A 16567-nucleotide genomic window follows, 5' to 3' on the forward strand; every position below is an offset into this window, starting at 1 on the left:
CATCCGGCAACACTTTTGCCTCAGTCACTCTGCATTCACTGCACTCTCAGGCGAATGGCCGCGGCCCCTCATAGTCACCGACATAGCTCACATGGGTGATCAACCCGGTGGCTGGTCGCCACAGATGAAGCGCCACGCCCGGCGGATCCATCGTCATGGAGAGCTTGGCGCCCTCGCGCAGGTCGAGCGAGGCCTGATGGGCGGTGCTGGGTGCGATCGACGCCATGGTGCCGGCCCAGCGCACCTGGATCGGCCGGTGCACGTGGCCGCACAGCACGCGCTCGACATTGCCGTGCGCCCGCACGAGCGCCTCCAGCCGCTCCCCGCCCTCGAGCAGGCGGGCCGCGTCGAGCGGTTCGATGCCGACGTCGAACGGCGGATGATGCATGAAGAGCAAGGTCGTGCGGTCGCTTTCGGCCAGCCGTGCCTCGAGCCAGTCCAGGCGTTCGTCGCAGAGCGCGCCGTGGCCCTTGCCGACGACCAGCGTATCCAGCGCGATCAACCGCAGTGGCCGGTCATCGACGGCATATTGCAGGAAACCAACGCTCGGCAGGTAGGCATGTTCGGGGAATGCCTCGCGCAAGGCGTCACGCGCATCGTGATTACCCGGGATGAGATAGAACGGCATCGAGAGCTTCGACAGCAGGCGCTTCAGGTTCGCGTATTCCGCGGGCGCGCCCTTGTCGACGAGGTCTCCCGTCACCAGCGCAATGTCGGGCCGCGGATCGAGGGCATTCACGTGCGCCACCGCGCGCTCGAGAAAGCCCTGCGTGTCGATGCGACCGTAGAGCCGTTCGCCCTCGGGCTTAATGTGAGGATCGGAGATTTGTACGATCAGCATGTCCATCCTTGGCCTGTCTTGGGCACGGTCTTGCCGGCTGGTTCTGGCCAAGACTATGTACAAGAGATGAGGCGATTCCCAGATGAGCGGTGAACGGCCGAGGGTCGCGACCGTTACGAGGCGCTCGTGCGGGAACTGGCGCGGCGGGCAGAGGATTTGCGCCGCCAGGGTATCGCACCCGAGACGATCGCGCGGACGATGCATGCCGAGCGCCGTGCGCTGTCGACCCAGTTCAAGGAGATCACGCCCGAGCCCCTGCGGACCGTGATCCATGACCGCACGGTCGCCGTCTATGGCGATCCGCTGGGACCGACCATCGAGTTCCTGAGGGCGCAGGGAAAAAGCTGGGACGAGATCATCGACGGCGCCACACGCCATGGCCCGTTGCCGGGCTCAGCGCCGGAGGACGCCTAGGCGCTGTCCTTCAGGTGGAAGGGCAAGGACGCCAGTTCCGGCGCCAGTTCCTTGACCTCGTCGAAGAACACGATGAAGTGGCGCGCCACCACCCTCTGCAGCTCGCCATCCGGCTGATCGTCGCCGTCCGCCGTCGTCATTTCCATCCCGTCCCTGGTCCGCACCCAGAGCAGGGTATTCTGCGGCGCATCCGGCAGCCCTTCGAAGCTCAGCAGCCCGAAAGCGACCGCCTGCCGCCGACGTGCGTGCTGGGCCAGCGCATTGTCCTTCAGGAGATCGCACAGGGCGAAAGCGAGCCGTCCCTGCGTGCCGTCCGTCAGGGTCACGTCATATTCGCGCGTCGCCAAACGCCCCAGCTCATCGTTCACGTCGAACTCCTGACCCTATCCCCTGAATCCGTTCACGATGGGATATCGGCGTTCGCGGCTGATATTTCGAGAGGTGATTTTGACGCCGGGCGGCGCCTGCCGGCGCTTGTATTCGGCACCCTCCAGCAGGCGCCAGACGCGATCCACGATCGCCGGATCGTGGCCCTCCTTCGCCAGCGCCGCCGTGTCGAGATCGCGCTCGATCAGCCCCTTCAGGATCGCGTCGAGCTTGGGATAGGGTGGCAGCGAATCGGAGTCCTTCTGGTCGGGCCGCAGCTCGGCCGACGGCGGCTTGTCGATGATCCGGCGCGGAATCACGACGCCGGGGCGGCCAAGCGCTCCCACCGGCAGATGCTCGTTGCGCCAGCGGCAGAGCTCGAACACCGTGGTCTTGTAGACGTCCTTCAGCACGTTGTAGCCGCCGCACATGTCGCCGTAGAGCGTGGCGTAGCCCACGGCCATCTCCGACTTGTTGCCGGTCGTCACCACCATGCCGCCCAACTTGTTCGACACCGCCATCAGGGTGACGCCGCGGGCGCGGCTCTGGATGTTCTCCTCGGTCACGTCCTCTGCGCGGTTGCCGAACAGCGGCGTCAGCATGCCACGAAAGGCCTCCATCGCCGGGCCGATGTCGACGATGTCGTAACGAATGCCGATCGCGCGGGCGCAGGCCTCGGCATCCTCCAGCGAGTCGCGGCTGGTATAGGGCGACGGCATCATGATCGCGTGCACGCGCTCGGGCCCCAGCGCGTCGGCCGCGACCGCCGCGGTGATCGCCGAATCGACGCCGCCTGAAAGACCGATCACCACCGACGGGAAGCCGGTCTTGTTCACATAGTCGCGCAGGCCCAGCACCATCGCCTGGTAGATCGATTCGAGCTGGTCGAGCTCGCGCGCGATCGGTCCTGGCTGACATTCCCAGCCGCCGGCGTCCCGCCTGAACTCAATCGTGGCGACTTCCTCGGCGAAGGAAGCGAGCTTGGCCTTGAGCGAGCGGTCGGCGCCCAGCGCGAAGGAGCCGCCATCGTAGACGACCTCGTCCTGGCCGCCCACCTGATTGAGATAGACGAAGGGCAGACCACTCTCGACGACGCGCTTCACGCCGAGCTGTACGCGCACATCGGTCTTGCCGACCTCGTAGGGCGAACCGTTGGGCACGAGCAGGATCTCGCCGCCGGTCTCGGCGATGCATTCAACCACGTCGGGCGTCCAGACATCCTCGCAGATCGGCACGCCGATGCGGACGCCCCGGAAGATCAACGGCCCGGGCATCGGGCCGGGCGAGAAGACGCGCTTGTCGTCGAAGACGCCGTAGTTCGGCAGGTCGACCTTGTAGCGCTTGCCGACGATCTCGCCTTTGTCGAGCGCGACGATGGCATTGTAGAGCTTGCCGTCCTCGCGCCACGGCGTGGTGACGAACGCCGCGGGACCGCCGTCGCGCGTGTCGGCGCGCAACGCTTCGACCGCGTCGTGGCAGGCCTGTTGGAAGGCGGGTTTCAGGACGAGGTCCTCGGGGAAGTAGCCCGCCAGCACCATCTCGGAGAAGAGCACCAGATCGGCGCCCTGTTTCGCTGCCTCCGCTCGCGCGGCCCGCACCTTGGCGAGATTGCCCGCCACATCGCCGACCTTGGGATTGAGCTGCGCCAATCCGACCTTGAGTGTGTCCGTCATATCGCAGCGAGTGTGACGCGATTCGAGGGAGCATTCATCCGCATTTCTGCTGCGCCCTCCATATACCGGGAATATGCCTTCGCGATGCGCTGCGTATTTGACGGCGGCCCGCCCTGACGGTCAGCATCCGCTCCAGTTCGATGCACGGGGGAGCGCCATGAAGATCACGATCCTGGACGACTATTTCGACACGCTGCGCACCCTGCCCTGCTTCGCCAAGCTTGCGGGCCACGATGTCACGATCTGGAACGACCACGAACAGGACGTCGACCGCCTGGCCAAGCGACTAGCCGACACCGAGGTGCTGGTCCTGTTCCGCGAGCGCACGCAGATCCGCACGCCGCTGCTGGAGCGGCTGCCCAAGCTCCGGCTGATCAGCCAGCGCAGCGTCTATCCGCACATCGACATCGACACCTGCACGCGGCTCGGCATCATCGTCTCGTCGAGCCAGCATGCCGGCACACCCTCCTATGCCGCGGCGGAACTGACCTGGGCGCTGGCGCTCGCCGCGTCGCGCCTGCTGCCGCAGCAGATCGAGGCGCTGAAGACCGGCCGCTGGCAGATGGGCGTCGGCTCGACCCTGCGCGGCAAGACCCTGGGCATCTACGGCTATGGCCGCATCGGCGCGACGGTCGCGGGCTACGGCCGCGCCTTCGGCATGCGCGTCCTCGTCTGGGCACGCGAGAAGACGTTGGCCGATGCTCGGCGCGACGGTCACGACGTGGCGCCGGACAAGCAGACGTTCTTCCGGGAATGCGACGTGCTCTCGCTGCACATGCGGCTGGTCGATGCGACCCGCGGCATCGTCACCCGCACCGACCTTGCCGAGATGAAGCCGACCGCGATCCTGGTGAATACCAGCCGCGCGCCGTTGATCGAGCCCGGCGCACTCGTCGCCGCGCTGCAGGCCGGCCGGCCGGGCATGGCCGCGGTGGACGTGTTCGAGAAGGAGCCGGTGGTCGACACCGACCATCCGCTGCTCAACATGCCCAACGTCATCGCCACGCCGCATATTGGCTACGTGTCGCGCGATGAATATGAGGTGCAGTTCACCGACATCTTCGACCAGATCGTCGACTATGCCGGCGGCGCGCCCAGCAACGTCGTCAATCCCGCCGTGCTCGCCAACGCGCGGCGCTGATCAGCTTTCGGCGTGCTCGCGCAGCGCCGTGCCGAATGCCTGGAACAAGGCACGGTTGATCGGATTGGTCTGCGGATCGTACTCGGCGTGCCACTGCACGCCGACGGCGAAGGCGGGCGCCTCCGAAATACAGATCGCCTCGATCGTGCCGTCCTCGGCCACGCCTTCGATGGCGACCCGCTTGCCGGGATCGAGGATCCCCTGCCCGTGCAGCGAATTCACGCGAATGCACTCGCAGCCCAGCAACTTCGCGAAGTAGCCATCGCGCACGAGTTGAACCTCGTGCCGGTCGGCGAACACGACCGTCGGATCGGGATGGACCTCGCCGTTCGCGAGCCGCGGCATGCGATGGTTCATGCGGCCGGGGATGTCGCGGATCTCCGGATGCAGCGAACCGCCGAAGGCCACGTTCATTTCCTGGAAGCCGCGGCAGATGCCGAAGATCGGCACGCCGCGCTCGACGCAGGCCTCGATCAGTCCGAGCGCCATCGCGTCGCGATCCTGGTCGTAGGGCTCGTGGGCGGGATGCGGTTCGATTCCGAAGCGCGTGGGATGGACATTCGCGCGCGCGCCGGTGAGCAGGATGCCATCGACCGCGCCCAGCAGGGCCTCGATATCGGTGATGTCGGGCGTGCCGGCGAACATCAGCGGCAGGGCGCCGGCCACTTCGGCGATCGCCCGCATGTTTCGCTGTCCCACGAGCTGGACATTGTGCCGGTCGTTGACGACGCCGGAGTTGCCGATCACCCCGACCACGGGCTTCTTGGTGCTGGAAATCAACGCTCGCCTACTTGGATATCGGATAGCCGATAATGGCACCGGCGTCGGCGGCGAGCGAGTCCGCTGTCACGGGTTTGCATTGACAGAGGCACCCGCTGGTGCGTGAATCACTTCACCGTATGCAGCAGGGAGGTTTAGATGCTTCCACCGAAGCAACGTGCCGCAAGGATTGCCGACGCAATCGTTCGGGCATCGGCATAGCGGCACATACGAACGGCACGGCGGGAGCGGCCTCCAGCGGGTCGCATCAGTTGGGCATGACCCCAAACCGGCCGCTCCCGGCGTTCGCTTTTTCCTGATTTCTCCAGAGACGACTTGTCGAAAGACTACTTGGCCGCCGTCACCTCGACCTCGACCAGCATCGAGGGATCGGCAAGTCCCGCCACGACCAGCAGGGTCGACGCCGGATAGGGCTCCTGCCCGACATATTTGCCGCGCACTTCCCGGAAGGCCGGGATGAAGCGGCTGTCCGTAAGGAACACGGTGAGCTTGACGATATCGCGGAAGTCCATGCCGGCGGCCTTCAGCACCTCGCCGATATTCTTCCAGACCTGCTCGCTCTGCTTTTCGATGCCGTCCTGCAGCTTTCCGGCTGAATCGACGCCGACCTGACCCGACACGTGCAGCACGCGCGCGTCCGGCGGCACCTCGACGCCGAGGCTGTATTTGCCGGCGACGGACACGGACTTGGGATTGTGGAACTTGATGGTCATGCCGGGCTCTCCATTGTAAGGGAGGCGCACGGTTTCAGGTCGGAGAGCATGGCGTCAAGCACCAAGCCCGTTCACATCATCGGCGGCGGTCTCGCGGGCAGCGAGGCGGCGTGGCAGCTCGCACAGGCGGGCGTGCCGGTGGTGCTGCACGAGATGCGGCCGGTGCGCGGCACCGAGGCTCATCTCACCGACAGCCTCGCCGAGCTGGTCTGCTCCAACTCCTTCCGCTCCGACGATGCCGCCAACAACGCCGTCGGCGTGATCCACGAGGAAATGCGCCGCGCCGGCTCGCTGATCATGCGCTCGGCCGACGCGCACAAGCTCCCGGCCGGTGGCGCACTCGCCGTCGACCGCCATGGCTTCTCGGCGGCCGTGCAGGAGACCCTGCTCGCCCATCCGCTGGTGACGCTGGAGCGCGGCGAAGTCGCGGGCCTTCCGCCCGAGGAGTGGGACAGCGTCATCGTGGCGACCGGTCCCCTCACCTCGCCGGCGCTCGCCGAGGCCATCGCCAAGATTACTGGTGAGGAATCCCTCGCCTTCTTCGACGCCATCGCGCCGATCGTCCACCACGAGAGCATCGACCAGTCGATCGCCTGGAAGCAGTCGCGCTACGACAAGGTCGGCCCCGGCAATGTCGAGGGCAGCGACGGCGCCGACTACTTCAACTGTCCGATGGACAAGCCGCAGTACGAAGCGTTCGTCGCGGCGCTGCTGGCTGGCGAGAAGACCGAGTTCAAGCAGTGGGAACACAACACGCCCTACTTCCAGGGCTGCCAGCCCATCGAGGTCATCGCCTCGACCGGGCCGCAGAGCCTGCGCTTCGGACCGATGAAGCCCGTCGGCCTGCGCGATCCGCGGACCGGCCATCGCCCCTGGGCCGTGGTGCAGCTCCGCCAGGACAATGCGCTCGGCACCCTTTGGAACATCGTGGGCTTTCAGACCAAGCTGAAGCACGGCGAGCAGACGCGCATCTTCCGCACCATTCCCGGTCTCGAGAAGGCCGAGTTCGCGCGGCTGGGCGGCCTGCACCGCAACACCTTCCTCAACAGCCCGCGCCTGCTCGACGGCATGTTGCGTCTCAAGGCGATGCCGCGGCTTCGCTTCGCCGGCCAGATCACCGGTTGCGAAGGCTATGTCGAAAGTGCCGCCGTCGGCCTGATGACCGGGAGATTTGCGGCGGCTGAGCGTCTCGGCCGCGTGCAGGCCGCTCCCCCGCCCACCACCGCGATGGGCGCCCTGCTGGGCCATATCACCGGCGGCGCCGACGCCACGACCTTCCAGCCGATGAACATCAACTTCGGCCTGTTTCCGCCCATCGCCGGCAGCTTCAAGGGCAAGGAGCGCAAGCAGGCGATGGCAGTACGGGCGCTCGCCGACTTCGATCGCTGGCTCGGCCAGCAGCACGCGCCGATCGCCGCCTGACCGGCGTCAGAGCTTGCCCGCGATGTAGCGCTGGAGGGTCGGGCCGATCAGCGCCACGATCTGCTCGCGCGTCATGACAACCACCGGCGGCACTTTTAGGACGTAGCGCGCGACCGCCAGCCCCAGAATCTGGGTGGCCACCAGGCCTGCCCGCATCGGCAACTCGGGCGACGGCACGAGGGTTGCGAGCATCGGCACCACCTGAGCAATGAAGATGGTGCGGATCTGCTGCGCCGCCGCCTCGTTCGAGGTCGCGGCCCGCAGCAGGATGACGAGACTGCCGCCGCCGCGCGGTCCCTCCCACATGTCGAGGAAGTGCGCGATCAGGGTCTCGCCGATGCGGTTCGGCTTCACGGACGCGATGTCGGGCAGCTGGAGATCGAAGGCGGCCGCCTCGGCGAACAGCCCGTCCTTGCTGCCGAAGTAGCGGATCACCATCGCCGGATCGATCGAGGCGCGGGCGGCGACATCCCGGACGGTCGTGCGGTCGTAGCCCTGCTGGGCAAAAAGGTCCCGCGCCGCGGCGAGGATCGCCGCGCGGGTCCGTTCCGATTTCGTCGGGGTCGCGGGGCCTGTCGCCATTCCCCGGATGAATGCCAACGTTCGTTGACAAACGCAATCCGGAAGCATAAGTCAACGATCGTTGACTTATTGGCTCCGACTTCTAGGGATCCTAATGACGACCGACGCCCTGCGCATCGTTCACAGCGAATTCCAGTTCCCACGCGTAAAGCTCGTCGCGCCGAGTTCCTCCGTGTTCCTGCACATCGCGGCCGAGGTCGACCGGCGGCCGGGGTTCCTGCCCGGAAGTGCTGCCAAGCGGCACCTGCTGACGGTGTGCAAGGCGGCCTGCGGGCAGCTCGCACGCGAGCCCGGCGTCGCGAGTGCCGTCGTGTTCCGCGAACTGATCGCCCCGCCCGGCCTCGGCAAATACGCCAGGGAGCGCGCCGACCGGCTGCACATCGCCCGCTTCGACGTCGCCGTGCTGATCGAGTGCGTCGATGCGGAGGCCGTGGCGGCGGTCCGGCGGCATCCCATCTACGTCGGGATGCGACGCGCGATCGATGAGGCCGCCTCCTACGTCCACGCCATCGTGGCCCGCAATACAAGGCGCATCGGCGCCGTCGATCACACGCGGCCGGGCGTCTTCCTGTTCAATCACTTCGTGGCCGACAGCCTGACGCAGAACCTTGCGGTGTGGGACTATACGGCGGGCTGGTTCCAGGCCGAGACCGGCCTCGACAACTCGACGGTGCTGCTGCCGGAGGATGGCAGCGGATCGCAGTACACCATCATCAATCACTGCCGATGGGACCGGCTCGGCGACGTGCTGCCCTCGCTGATCTTCAAGAAGAGCTTCCGCAGCTACGTGCTCGAGAACTTTGCGGCGAACAACGTCGCGGCGATGCCGATCCTGTATCGGCTGGTATAGGCAAGGAGAGACACACGATGCGCCTGATACAACCCCATCCCGCGTCAGCCCTTCTGGGGCTTCGCGCCATGAAGACCGTCGCCTCGGCGACCGGACCGATGAGCCCGGTGCGACGCGCATTGCTCGATGCCGCGCGGCGTGTCGTCCTGCGCATCGACGCCGACATCGACGGGCTCGCGCCCGTCACGCCTGCCGAGTTCGCCGCGGGTTTCGCGCAGGGCCCGCTTCGCGAGCAGTTCACCAACGGCATGATGGTGATGGCGCTCGCCGACGGTGTGCCGCCGCGCGAGATGGTGGCGGTGGTCGAGGCCTTCGCGAAGGCGCTCGGCGTTTCGACGCCGGCGCTGACCGATATCCGCCTGCTCGCCGAGCAGCACATGACGCTGTTCAAGCTCGACTTCCTGCGGCGCAGCCAGATTGCCGACATCATGAAGAACCAGCTCGAGCAGAAGGGAGCGCTGGGCCTGGCCAAGGCCGTGCTCACCCTGCGCGGCGTCCTGGAAGACCCGGCGCTCGCCGCGCGGTATCGCGCCTGGAACGATCTGCCCGAGGGAACGCTCGGCCGCGCCCTGGTCCAGTTCTATGCCAAAAACGGTTTTAGCCTGCCGGGCGAGCGCAAGGGTTTCCCCGAGGCCGGTCTCTATCACGACCTCTGCCACGTGCTGGGCGGCTACGACACGGACCCCGAGGGCGAGGTTCAGGTCGCCTGCTTCACCGCGGGGTTCAAGCAGAAGACACCGATCTTCATCATCCTGTTCGCCGTGCTGCTCTTCAGCACGGGGGTGAACGTTCGACCGTCGAACGAGGACTTCACGACAGTGGGCGTCCTGGGAAATCCCGGCATGGCCGAGCGCATGTTTGCCGCCATCGAGCGCGGCAACAAGGTCAACCAGGACCTCTCCGACAAGTGGGACTACTGGGCCTATGTAGCGCTGCCACTCGATGAGGCGCGGCGACGGCTGAACATCGTGCAGGCAGGCTGAACTGCCGAAACAATCCGTAACGTTCGGCAATGTTGGGTAACCAAACGTTATTTCACAGTCGGGCCGCGAAGGAGTGTGATGCGTCACCCCCTTCGACGGAGAAACCCATGCAGGCCGTTCAGGAACTGGTCGCCCCTCTCGCTCCCGCTACCGCGCCGTCTCTGCAGTACGACGTCATGCGCGAGATATTCACCCTGCTGTCGCCCTACTATGCCGGCGGCAAGCCGATCACCCCGCAGACCGTGATCTCCAAGGGGCTGACCGTCGATTCGCTCACGCTCATGGACGTGATCATGGAGCTCGAGGACCGGTTCGACGTCACCATCCCGATGAACGTCATCGCCGACATCGTGACCATCGACCAGCTCGCCGAGGCCGTCGTTTCGCAGCGCGCGGCGCGCTGAAAACTCCCTACCCCATGAGATAAGTTCGCGAGCACGCGGCGCGGCGCGTGCTACTTAGCCTGCAATGACTCCCGCAGAACGCCGGCAAATGATGCTGGCCGGGCCCATCGTGCCCACCATCCTCACTCTCGCCACCCCGAACGTGCTGAACGTGGCCATGCAGAGCCTCGTCAGCATCACCGACGGCTATTTCATCGGCCAGCTCGGCGTCGTCGACCTCGCCGCCCTGGCATTGGTGTTCCCGACCCAGATGACGCTCGGCATGATGTCGGCCGGGGCCATGGGCGGCGGTATCTCCTCCTCGGTGGCCCGTGCCCTGGGCTCGGGCAACAAGGCAGGCGCCGAGGCGGCGGCCGCGCATGCGCTGGCCATCGCCATCGGCATGGCGGCACTGTTCGGCATCGTGTTCGTGGGCTTCGGCCGCCAGATCTACGGCGCGCTGGGCGGCAGCGGCGCCGCCCTCGACCGCGCCGAGGCCTTTTCCACCATCCTGTTTTCGGGTTGCGTCGCCCACTGGGTCGCCAATTCGATGGCCTCGGTGCTGCGCGGCACCGGCGACATGAAAACGCCCGGCTTCGCACTGGTCGTGACGGCGGCCATCCAGATCCCTCTCACCGGCACGCTTACGCTGGGCTGGTTCGGCCTGCCGTCCTTCGGCATCCGCGGCCCGGCCATCGCCGCCGTGATCGTCTTTGCCCTTGCCGCCCTCTGGATGCTCTCGAAGCTGACCGGCGCGAAGGCGCCGTTGCGGCTGCGCTGGCCGGTCGACGGCTTCCGCTGGCGCTATTTCCGCGACATCCTGAAGGTCGGCCTGATCGCCTGTCTCGTGGTCATCCTCACGAACGGCACCGTGCTGGTCGTCACCGGCCTGATCGGGCGCGAGGGCGACGCCGCCATCGCGGGTTACGGCATCGGCTCGCGGCTGGAATACATGCTGATCCCGATCAGCTTCGGCATCGGCGCCACCCTCACCGCGCTGGTCGGCACCAATATCGGCGCCAAGCAATACGCCCGCGCCCAGCGCATGGCCTGGACCGGCGCCTTCATGGCCGGCGCCGTCGCCGCCACCATCGGCATCATCGTGGCGATCTGGCCGGACCTCTGGCTCGGCCTGTTCACCAGCAACCCGGCCGTGCTGGCCTCGGGCCGCCACTATCTCAGCATCGTCGGCCCGGCCTACGGCTTCTTCGGCCTCGCCATGGCGCTCTACTTCGCCTCGCAGGGCACCGGCGAGATGATCTGGCCGGTCGCCGCCAACCTCACCCGCATCACCATCGCGGGCGGTGGCAGCCTGCTGGCCCTCGACCATTTCGGCTGGGGCGTCTCGGGCCTCTACACCTGCGTCGCGACGGGCATCGTGGCCTTCTCGGCGGTCCTCGCCTTCTCGACCACGCGCCGCGCCTGGACGGGTCGAAGCTCAGCCTAGCCGCATCGACAGTTCGACGTCCTCGGCGAAGGGCACCGACAGGTAGCCCCGCGCCGGCGACCGGACGCGCGACAGGTATTCAGGGCTCCAGTCGGCATTGTCGGCAACGATGAGCGCGCCGGCGCGCAGGTTCGATTCCAACAGGTCGAGAACGGCCGGATAGAGGCCCTTCGCCCCGTCGAGCAGGACGAGATCGATCGCGGACGGCAAGTCCTTCGCCAGCGTTTCCAGGGCATCGCCTTCGCGAAGATCGACCAGGTCGGTCATGCCGGCGGCAGAGATGTTCGCCCTCGCTCGGGCGACCTTGGACGCCTCGAATTCGCAGGTCACGAGACGCCCGCCGCCATTGTCTCTGAGGGCCGCCGCGAGATGCAGCGTCGAGACACCGAACGAAGTGCCAAACTCGACGATGTTCCGGGCGCCGCTCGAACGCGCGAGCATGTAGAGCAACGTCCCGGTCTCGCGCGACACGGCCAGCGGGAAATCCTTCGCCCGCTCATAGAAGGCGCGATAGTTGGTCTTGCTGGCCATCATCGCAGACCGTTCTTCGGGCGACAGACTGCTCATTTCCTGGCGAACGGCTGAAACGGAAGCGGCGGCTTCGGCAAACAGCCCGTCGAGGACGGGCGCGAGCGGTGAAGAAGCGAGTGTGTTTTTCATGAGTCCTTCCGGAAGAATGTGTGTGCGGCTAAAATACGAATGATTCGTCGCATTCACCATTCGCGTTCCGGACAGTCACCATGGGCACTCGCAAAACACCCCGTATTTCCTCGCGGAAAGAGCCCCGGCAGACCCGCTCGGCGCAGCTCGTTTCCGACATCCTCGAAGCGGCGGTTCGTGTTTTGACGCGAGAAGGCGCGCGGCGTTTCACGACCGCGCGCGTGGCCGAACGGGCCGGCGTCAGCGTCGGCTCGCTCTACCAGTATTTTCCCAACAAGGAGGCCATCCTCTTCCGGCTGCAGACCGACGAATGGCGACAGACGAGCGGCCTCCTCCAGAACATGCTGGCCGACCGCAGCCTGCCGCCCACCGAACGGTTGCGTGCCGTCGTGCGCGCCTTCTTCCAATCGGAGGTCGAGGAAGCAGCTCTCCGCGTCGCACTCGCCGACGCCGCACCGCTCTATCGCGACGCCCCCGAGACGGAGGCGCACCGCAAGGCCGGCCGCCGCCAGGTGATGCTGTTCATGCGCGAGGCCTTGCCCAGGGTCTCGTCCCGGGATCGCAGCGCCGCGGCGGACATCATGATGATGTCGATGGGTGCGGTCGGCGCCCAGGTGTCGGAAGAGGCGCGCCCGGCCGCCGAGGTCGAACGGCTCGCCTCGGCGATGGGCGACATGTTCGCCGCCTATCTCGACCGGCTGAATTCCACGTCCGTATCGTCCTGAAACCAGGCACTTTGGTCCGCAGTAAGTGCTTGTTCGGCCCCAACGCCCTTGGCATCGTGCGCGCCTTCAAACCAATGGGAGATCTGAGATGAGCGACGCCAACAAACTTTCGGGACTGCAGCTTCGCTCCCTGATCTCCAAGGAAGGCCAGCTCGAACTGTCGCTCGCCCGGGTCGACATTCCGGAGCCCGGTCCCGACCAGGTCGTGGTCAAGGTCGAGGCGACTCCGATCAACCCGTCCGACCTCGGCCTGCTCACCGGCCCCGCCGACCTCAGCAAGGCCCAGTCGAGCGGCAGTGGCGAGGGCATCAAGGTGACGGCTCCGGTCTCCGCCGCGGCGTTGCCGTTCCTCGCGACCCGGCTGGGCGAGTCGCTGCCCGTCGGCAACGAAGCCGCGGGCACCGTGATCAAGGCCGGTTCTTCCGATGCGGCGCAGGCCCTCAAGGGCAAGCTGGTGTCGATGGTCGGCGGCTCGATGTACGCACAGTACCGCCTGCTGAATGCGCGCGACTGCCAGCCCCTCCCCGCCGGCACGACAGCGGCCGAAGGCGCCTCGTGGTTCGTCAATCCGCTGACGGCGCTCGGCATGACCGAGACGATGAAGCGCGAGGGCCACAAGGCGCTGGTGCACACGGCGGCCGCCTCCAACCTCGGCCAGATGCTGAACAAGATCTGCAACGAGGACGGGATCGGCCTCGTGAACATCGTGCGCAGCGCCGAGCAGGCCAAGCTGCTGAAGGACATCGGCGCCAAGCATGTCGTCGATTCGAGCGCCGCGAGCTTCAACGACGATCTGGTGCAGGCGCTGGTCGAGACCGGCGCCACGATTGCCTTCGACGCGATCGGCGGCGGCAAGCTCGCCAGCCAGATTCTTACCGCGATGGAAATCGCCATCAACAAGACGGCCACGACCTACAATCGCTACGGCTCCTCCGTACACAAGCAGGTCTATGTCTATGGCAGCCTCAGTACCGGCGCGGTCGAGCTCACGCGTAACTACGGCATGGCCTGGGGCGTGGGCGGCTGGCTGCTGACGCCGTTCCTGCAGAAGATCGGCCGCCCCGACCAGATGCGCCTGCGCGAGCGGGTGGTGAATTCGCTCAAGACGACGTTCGCCAGCCACTACACCCAGACCATCTCGCTGCCGGAAGCGCTCGATCTCAAGAACCTCACCGCCTATTCCAAGCGTGCGACCGGCGAGAAGTTCCTGATCAACCCGAACAAGGCGTAACGAGGGATGGCGCGCGAAACCGGAGACAGTGTCCGCGGCCGCGCGCCGTACCTGCCGATCCACAAGCGACCGAAGCTCGTCCTGCCGGGCGATGCGCGCGTCGCCGTCTGGACGATCGTGAATGTCGAGAACTGGAGTCCGGCCGGTGCGATGCCGCGCACCGTCCTGCCGCCCCCGATGGGCCAGCCGCTGCTGCCCGACGTGCCCAACTGGGCATGGCACGAATACGGGATGAGGGTCGGCTTCTGGCGTTTTCTCGAGACGCTGACCGCACGCAAGCTCAAGGCGACTTTTGCCGTGAACGGCACGGCCTGCGAGCTCTACCCCGAAGCCTGCCAGGCGGCGCACGAGGCCGGCTGGGATTTCATGGGCCATGGCTGGGTGCAGAAGCCGATGCACCGGGTCGAGGACCAGAAGAGCGCCATCGCCGACACGATCCGCGCCATCAAGGAGTTCACCGGCAAGCCGCCGCGCGGCTGGGAAAGCCCTGGCCTCACCGAGACCGACGAGACGCTCGATCTGCTGGCGGAAGCCGGCATCGAGTATGTCGCCGACTGGGTGATGGATGAGCAGCCGCTGCCGCTCAAGACCGCGCACGGCGAGATCGTCTCCGTGCCCTACACGGTCGAGATCAACGACGTCGTCATCAGCGCCGTGCAGCAGCAGCCTTCCGATGAAATCTATCGCCGCGGCCGCGATCAGTTCGATCGTCTCTATCTCGACGGCAAGACTGCACCGCGTGTGATGGCGATCTCGATCCATCCCTACCTCACGGGCGTGCCGCACCGGATCAAGTATCTGGAGATGCTCTACGACTACATCCTCGGCCACGAGGGTGTCGTGATGTGGACGGGCGCCGAGATTCTCGACTGGTATCGCACGCAGGTTCCGGCGAAGCCTTAGTTGTCGTCCTGAGCGCAGCGAAGGACCTGACGTAACGACCAGAAGGCTGCGTAGCCCACGCTAGATCCTTCGCTGCGCTCAGGATGACAAGAGCAGATGCACTGAAATCACATTGACGCTTTTGCCTGCGTCAATGAGCACAGCCATGTCAGCTTCGTGTAAGCGGAATGCCGCGCTGTGGCCCTCTTTGCGGCGCGGACTATCGCATGCGTCCGCCGGCTCGCATGAACGGCGAGAGCGCTTCCGCCTCGCCCAGAGAAGGCCGACCGCAAATGAAGAAATCGATGTTGGCCAAGTTCGCTGGCACAGGATTGGCAATCGTCATCGCCGTTGCGGGCTATGTGTTCCTTCATCAGAGCGGCAATACCAATGCAAGGGCATCGGTGTCCGCGCCTCCCGTGCCCGTCACCTCGGGCATCGCCGAAACCAAGGACGTGCCCGTCCTCGTGCGGGGCCTCGGTACCGTGCAGGCCTTCAAGACGGTCACCATCAAGGCGCGGGTCGACGGGCAGATCGTCAAGGTCCTGTTCAAGGAAGGCCAGGACGTCACGGCCGGTACGCCGCTCTTCCAGATCGATCCCCGCCCCTTCCAGGCAACCCTCGATTCGGCCACCGCCGCGAAGACACGCAACGAAGCGCTGCTTCTCGGCGCGCAACTCGACCTCGAACGCTACAGCAAGCTGACGGGGTCGGGCTTCCAGTCACGCCAGAGCGTCGACCAGCAACAGGCCACCGTCGACGGATTGAAGGGATCGATCGCCGTCGATCAGGCGGCGATCGACACGGCCAAGCTGAACCTCTCTTATGCCGACATCCGCGCGCCGATCGACGGCCGCACCGGACAGCTTCTCGTCGACCTCGGTAATCTCGTCCAATCTTCGCAGAGCACGAACCTGGTCAGCATCACCCAGATCAAGCCGATCTTCGTGAACTTCACCGTGCCGCAGGATTACGCGGAGGCGATCCGCCGCAACCAGGCCGTCAAGCCGCTCGCCGTCTACGCCTATGCCAGCGACGACAAGAAGCTGCTGGCCACGGGCGAGGTCTCTCTGATCGACAACCAGATCGACGTCGCCACCGGCACGCTGCGCATGAAGGGGACGTTCCAGAACACCGACGAGGCCTTGTGGCCCGGTGAGTTCGTGAACGTGCGCCTGGTCCTGTCGATGAAGAACAGCGCCGTGACCGTGCCGCAGCGCGCCATCATGCAGGGTCCGTCCGGCTACTATGCCTACGTCATCCGCCCCGACAGCACGGTGGAGCGGCGCGACGTCGAAACCTCGGGCATGCAGGACGGCGTCGCGATCATCGACAAGGGCATCTCCGCCGGCGAGAAGATCGTGGTCGACGGCCAGTACCGGCTGTCCAACGGCGCCGCCGTCAAGATCGACCCGGAGAAGCCGTCGGCGCAAACACCGCCCGCGACTCCGGCCCCGCCGAAGGCGGGCTGACG

At 66.1% G+C, this 16567-nt stretch carries 18 protein-coding genes; 11 read left to right on the forward strand and 7 right to left on the reverse strand.

The genetic code is table 11. The annotated features are described in order from the left end of the window. Window positions 1-46 precede the first annotated feature (46 nt). Window positions 47-841, reverse strand: coding sequence for a phosphodiesterase (locus AC1RP5_RS15675; RefSeq protein WP_493111972.1), 795 nt, complete (start codon window positions 839-841; stop codon window positions 47-49). 126 nt (window positions 842-967) lie between these two features. Here AC1RP5_RS15675 and AC1RP5_RS15680 point away from each other — a divergent pair, with 126 nt between their 5' ends. Continuing rightward, on the forward strand, window positions 968-1255 hold the full coding sequence (locus AC1RP5_RS15680) for a cell wall-binding protein (RefSeq protein ID WP_493111974.1): 288 nt from the start codon (window positions 968-970) through the stop codon (window positions 1253-1255). On the opposite strand, the gene AC1RP5_RS15685 is transcribed toward AC1RP5_RS15680, so the two are convergent. Beyond that, window positions 1252-1623, reverse strand: a complete 372-nt coding sequence (locus AC1RP5_RS15685) for a hypothetical protein (protein ID WP_493111976.1) — start codon at window positions 1621-1623, stop codon at window positions 1252-1254. The two genes, AC1RP5_RS15680 and AC1RP5_RS15685, sit on opposite strands and share 4 nt — an antisense overlap. A 15-nt stretch (window positions 1624-1638) precedes the next feature. Next, window positions 1639-3294 carry an NAD+ synthase gene (locus AC1RP5_RS15690; RefSeq protein WP_493111977.1) on the reverse strand — a complete coding sequence of 552 codons (1656 nt, stop codon included), beginning with the start codon at window positions 3292-3294 and terminating at the stop codon, window positions 1639-1641. A 157-nt stretch (window positions 3295-3451) separates the two neighbouring features. On the opposite strand from AC1RP5_RS15690, the gene AC1RP5_RS15695 reads away from it, so the two are divergent. Continuing rightward, window positions 3452-4435: a D-2-hydroxyacid dehydrogenase family protein gene (locus tag AC1RP5_RS15695; protein WP_493111979.1), complete on the forward strand. Its 984-nt coding sequence runs from the start codon at window positions 3452-3454 to the stop codon at window positions 4433-4435. On the opposite strand, the gene AC1RP5_RS15700 is transcribed toward AC1RP5_RS15695, so the two are convergent. Further along, a complete protein-coding gene (locus AC1RP5_RS15700; protein ID WP_493113375.1) occupies window positions 4436-5212 on the reverse strand; it encodes a gamma-glutamyl-gamma-aminobutyrate hydrolase family protein in 777 nt (258 codons plus the stop codon). It lies immediately after the preceding gene. A 329-nt stretch (window positions 5213-5541) separates the two neighbouring features. Further along, window positions 5542-5928 (reverse strand): RidA family protein, encoded by a 387-nt coding sequence (locus AC1RP5_RS15705; RefSeq protein ID WP_493111981.1) that lies wholly within the window; start codon window positions 5926-5928, stop codon window positions 5542-5544. Window positions 5929-5976: 48 nt separating this feature from the next. On the opposite strand from AC1RP5_RS15705, the gene trmFO reads away from it, so the two are divergent. Then, on the forward strand, window positions 5977-7350 hold the full coding sequence (gene trmFO / locus AC1RP5_RS15710) for a methylenetetrahydrofolate--tRNA-(uracil(54)-C(5))-methyltransferase (FADH(2)-oxidizing) TrmFO (RefSeq protein WP_493111982.1): 1374 nt from the start codon (window positions 5977-5979) through the stop codon (window positions 7348-7350). A gap of 6 nt (window positions 7351-7356) precedes the next feature. Here trmFO and AC1RP5_RS15715 read toward each other — a convergent pair whose 3' ends face one another. After that, window positions 7357-7932 carry a TetR/AcrR family transcriptional regulator gene (locus AC1RP5_RS15715; RefSeq protein WP_493111984.1) on the reverse strand — a complete coding sequence of 192 codons (576 nt, stop codon included), beginning with the start codon at window positions 7930-7932 and terminating at the stop codon, window positions 7357-7359. 94 nt (window positions 7933-8026) lie between these two features. On the opposite strand from AC1RP5_RS15715, the gene AC1RP5_RS15720 reads away from it, so the two are divergent. From AC1RP5_RS15720 to AC1RP5_RS15735, 4 genes are all read left to right on the forward strand, one after another. Beyond that, a complete protein-coding gene (locus AC1RP5_RS15720; protein WP_493111986.1) occupies window positions 8027-8782 on the forward strand; it encodes a hypothetical protein in 756 nt (251 codons plus the stop codon). A gap of 17 nt (window positions 8783-8799) precedes the next feature. Continuing rightward, window positions 8800-9765, forward strand: a complete 966-nt coding sequence (locus tag AC1RP5_RS15725) for a hypothetical protein (RefSeq protein WP_493111988.1) — start codon at window positions 8800-8802, stop codon at window positions 9763-9765. Between the two features lie 107 nt (window positions 9766-9872). Further along, window positions 9873-10169: an acyl carrier protein gene (locus AC1RP5_RS15730; protein WP_493111989.1), complete on the forward strand. Its 297-nt coding sequence runs from the start codon at window positions 9873-9875 to the stop codon at window positions 10167-10169. 64 nt (window positions 10170-10233) lie between these two features. Further along, complete coding sequence (locus tag AC1RP5_RS15735) at window positions 10234-11595, forward strand: MATE family efflux transporter (protein ID WP_493111991.1); 1362 nt, start codon at window positions 10234-10236, stop codon at window positions 11593-11595. Here AC1RP5_RS15735 and AC1RP5_RS15740 read toward each other — a convergent pair. Next, window positions 11587-12255 (reverse strand): O-methyltransferase, encoded by a 669-nt coding sequence (locus AC1RP5_RS15740; protein WP_493113377.1) that lies wholly within the window; start codon window positions 12253-12255, stop codon window positions 11587-11589. The genes AC1RP5_RS15735 and AC1RP5_RS15740 overlap by 9 nt on opposite strands. 80 nt (window positions 12256-12335) lie before the next feature. Here AC1RP5_RS15740 and AC1RP5_RS15745 point away from each other — a divergent pair, with 80 nt between their 5' ends. The 4 genes from AC1RP5_RS15745 (at window position 12336) to AC1RP5_RS15760 (ending at window position 16565) form a co-directional block, all read left to right on the forward strand. Next, entirely contained in the window at window positions 12336-12980 is a 645-nt protein-coding gene (locus AC1RP5_RS15745; RefSeq protein WP_493111992.1) for a TetR/AcrR family transcriptional regulator, read from the forward strand. Window positions 12981-13068: 88 nt separating this feature from the next. Then, window positions 13069-14211, forward strand: a complete 1143-nt coding sequence (locus AC1RP5_RS15750) for a zinc-binding dehydrogenase (RefSeq protein WP_493111993.1) — start codon at window positions 13069-13071, stop codon at window positions 14209-14211. A gap of 6 nt (window positions 14212-14217) precedes the next feature. Continuing rightward, window positions 14218-15114: a polysaccharide deacetylase family protein gene (locus AC1RP5_RS15755; protein WP_493111995.1), complete on the forward strand. Its 897-nt coding sequence runs from the start codon at window positions 14218-14220 to the stop codon at window positions 15112-15114. A 284-nt stretch (window positions 15115-15398) separates the two neighbouring features. Then, on the forward strand, window positions 15399-16565 hold the full coding sequence (locus tag AC1RP5_RS15760; RefSeq protein ID WP_493111997.1) for an efflux RND transporter periplasmic adaptor subunit: 1167 nt from the start codon (window positions 15399-15401) through the stop codon (window positions 16563-16565). Window positions 16566-16567 lie beyond the last annotated feature (2 nt).

The organism is Reyranella sp. GW821-FHT12G01 (assembly GCF_058806575.1).

Bases quoted from the DNA above. Each gene is read 5' to 3' on its own strand.
- AC1RP5_RS15735 (WP_493111991.1), top strand. From the start codon at position 10,234: ATGACTCCCGCAGAACGCCGGCAAATGATGCTGGCCGGGCCCATCGTG.
- AC1RP5_RS15675 (WP_493111972.1), bottom strand. From the start codon at position 841: ATGCTGATCGTACAAATCTCCGATCCTCACATTAAGCCCGAGGGCGAA.
- AC1RP5_RS15705 (WP_493111981.1), bottom strand. From the start codon at position 5,928: ATGACCATCAAGTTCCACAATCCCAAGTCCGTGTCCGTCGCCGGCAAA.
- trmFO (WP_493111982.1), top strand. From the start codon at position 5,977: ATGGCGTCAAGCACCAAGCCCGTTCACATCATCGGCGGCGGTCTCGCG.
- AC1RP5_RS15725 (WP_493111988.1), top strand. From the start codon at position 8,800: ATGCGCCTGATACAACCCCATCCCGCGTCAGCCCTTCTGGGGCTTCGC.
- AC1RP5_RS15695 (WP_493111979.1), top strand. From the start codon at position 3,452: ATGAAGATCACGATCCTGGACGACTATTTCGACACGCTGCGCACCCTG.
- AC1RP5_RS15730 (WP_493111989.1), top strand. From the start codon at position 9,873: ATGCAGGCCGTTCAGGAACTGGTCGCCCCTCTCGCTCCCGCTACCGCG.
- AC1RP5_RS15740 (WP_493113377.1), bottom strand. From the start codon at position 12,255: ATGAAAAACACACTCGCTTCTTCACCGCTCGCGCCCGTCCTCGACGGG.
- AC1RP5_RS15760 (WP_493111997.1), top strand. From the start codon at position 15,399: ATGTTGGCCAAGTTCGCTGGCACAGGATTGGCAATCGTCATCGCCGTT.
- AC1RP5_RS15720 (WP_493111986.1), top strand. From the start codon at position 8,027: ATGACGACCGACGCCCTGCGCATCGTTCACAGCGAATTCCAGTTCCCA.
- AC1RP5_RS15715 (WP_493111984.1), bottom strand. From the start codon at position 7,932: ATGGCGACAGGCCCCGCGACCCCGACGAAATCGGAACGGACCCGCGCG.
- AC1RP5_RS15750 (WP_493111993.1), top strand. From the start codon at position 13,069: ATGAGCGACGCCAACAAACTTTCGGGACTGCAGCTTCGCTCCCTGATC.
- AC1RP5_RS15755 (WP_493111995.1), top strand. From the start codon at position 14,218: ATGGCGCGCGAAACCGGAGACAGTGTCCGCGGCCGCGCGCCGTACCTG.
- AC1RP5_RS15745 (WP_493111992.1), top strand. From the start codon at position 12,336: ATGGGCACTCGCAAAACACCCCGTATTTCCTCGCGGAAAGAGCCCCGG.
- AC1RP5_RS15690 (WP_493111977.1), bottom strand. From the start codon at position 3,294: ATGACGGACACACTCAAGGTCGGATTGGCGCAGCTCAATCCCAAGGTC.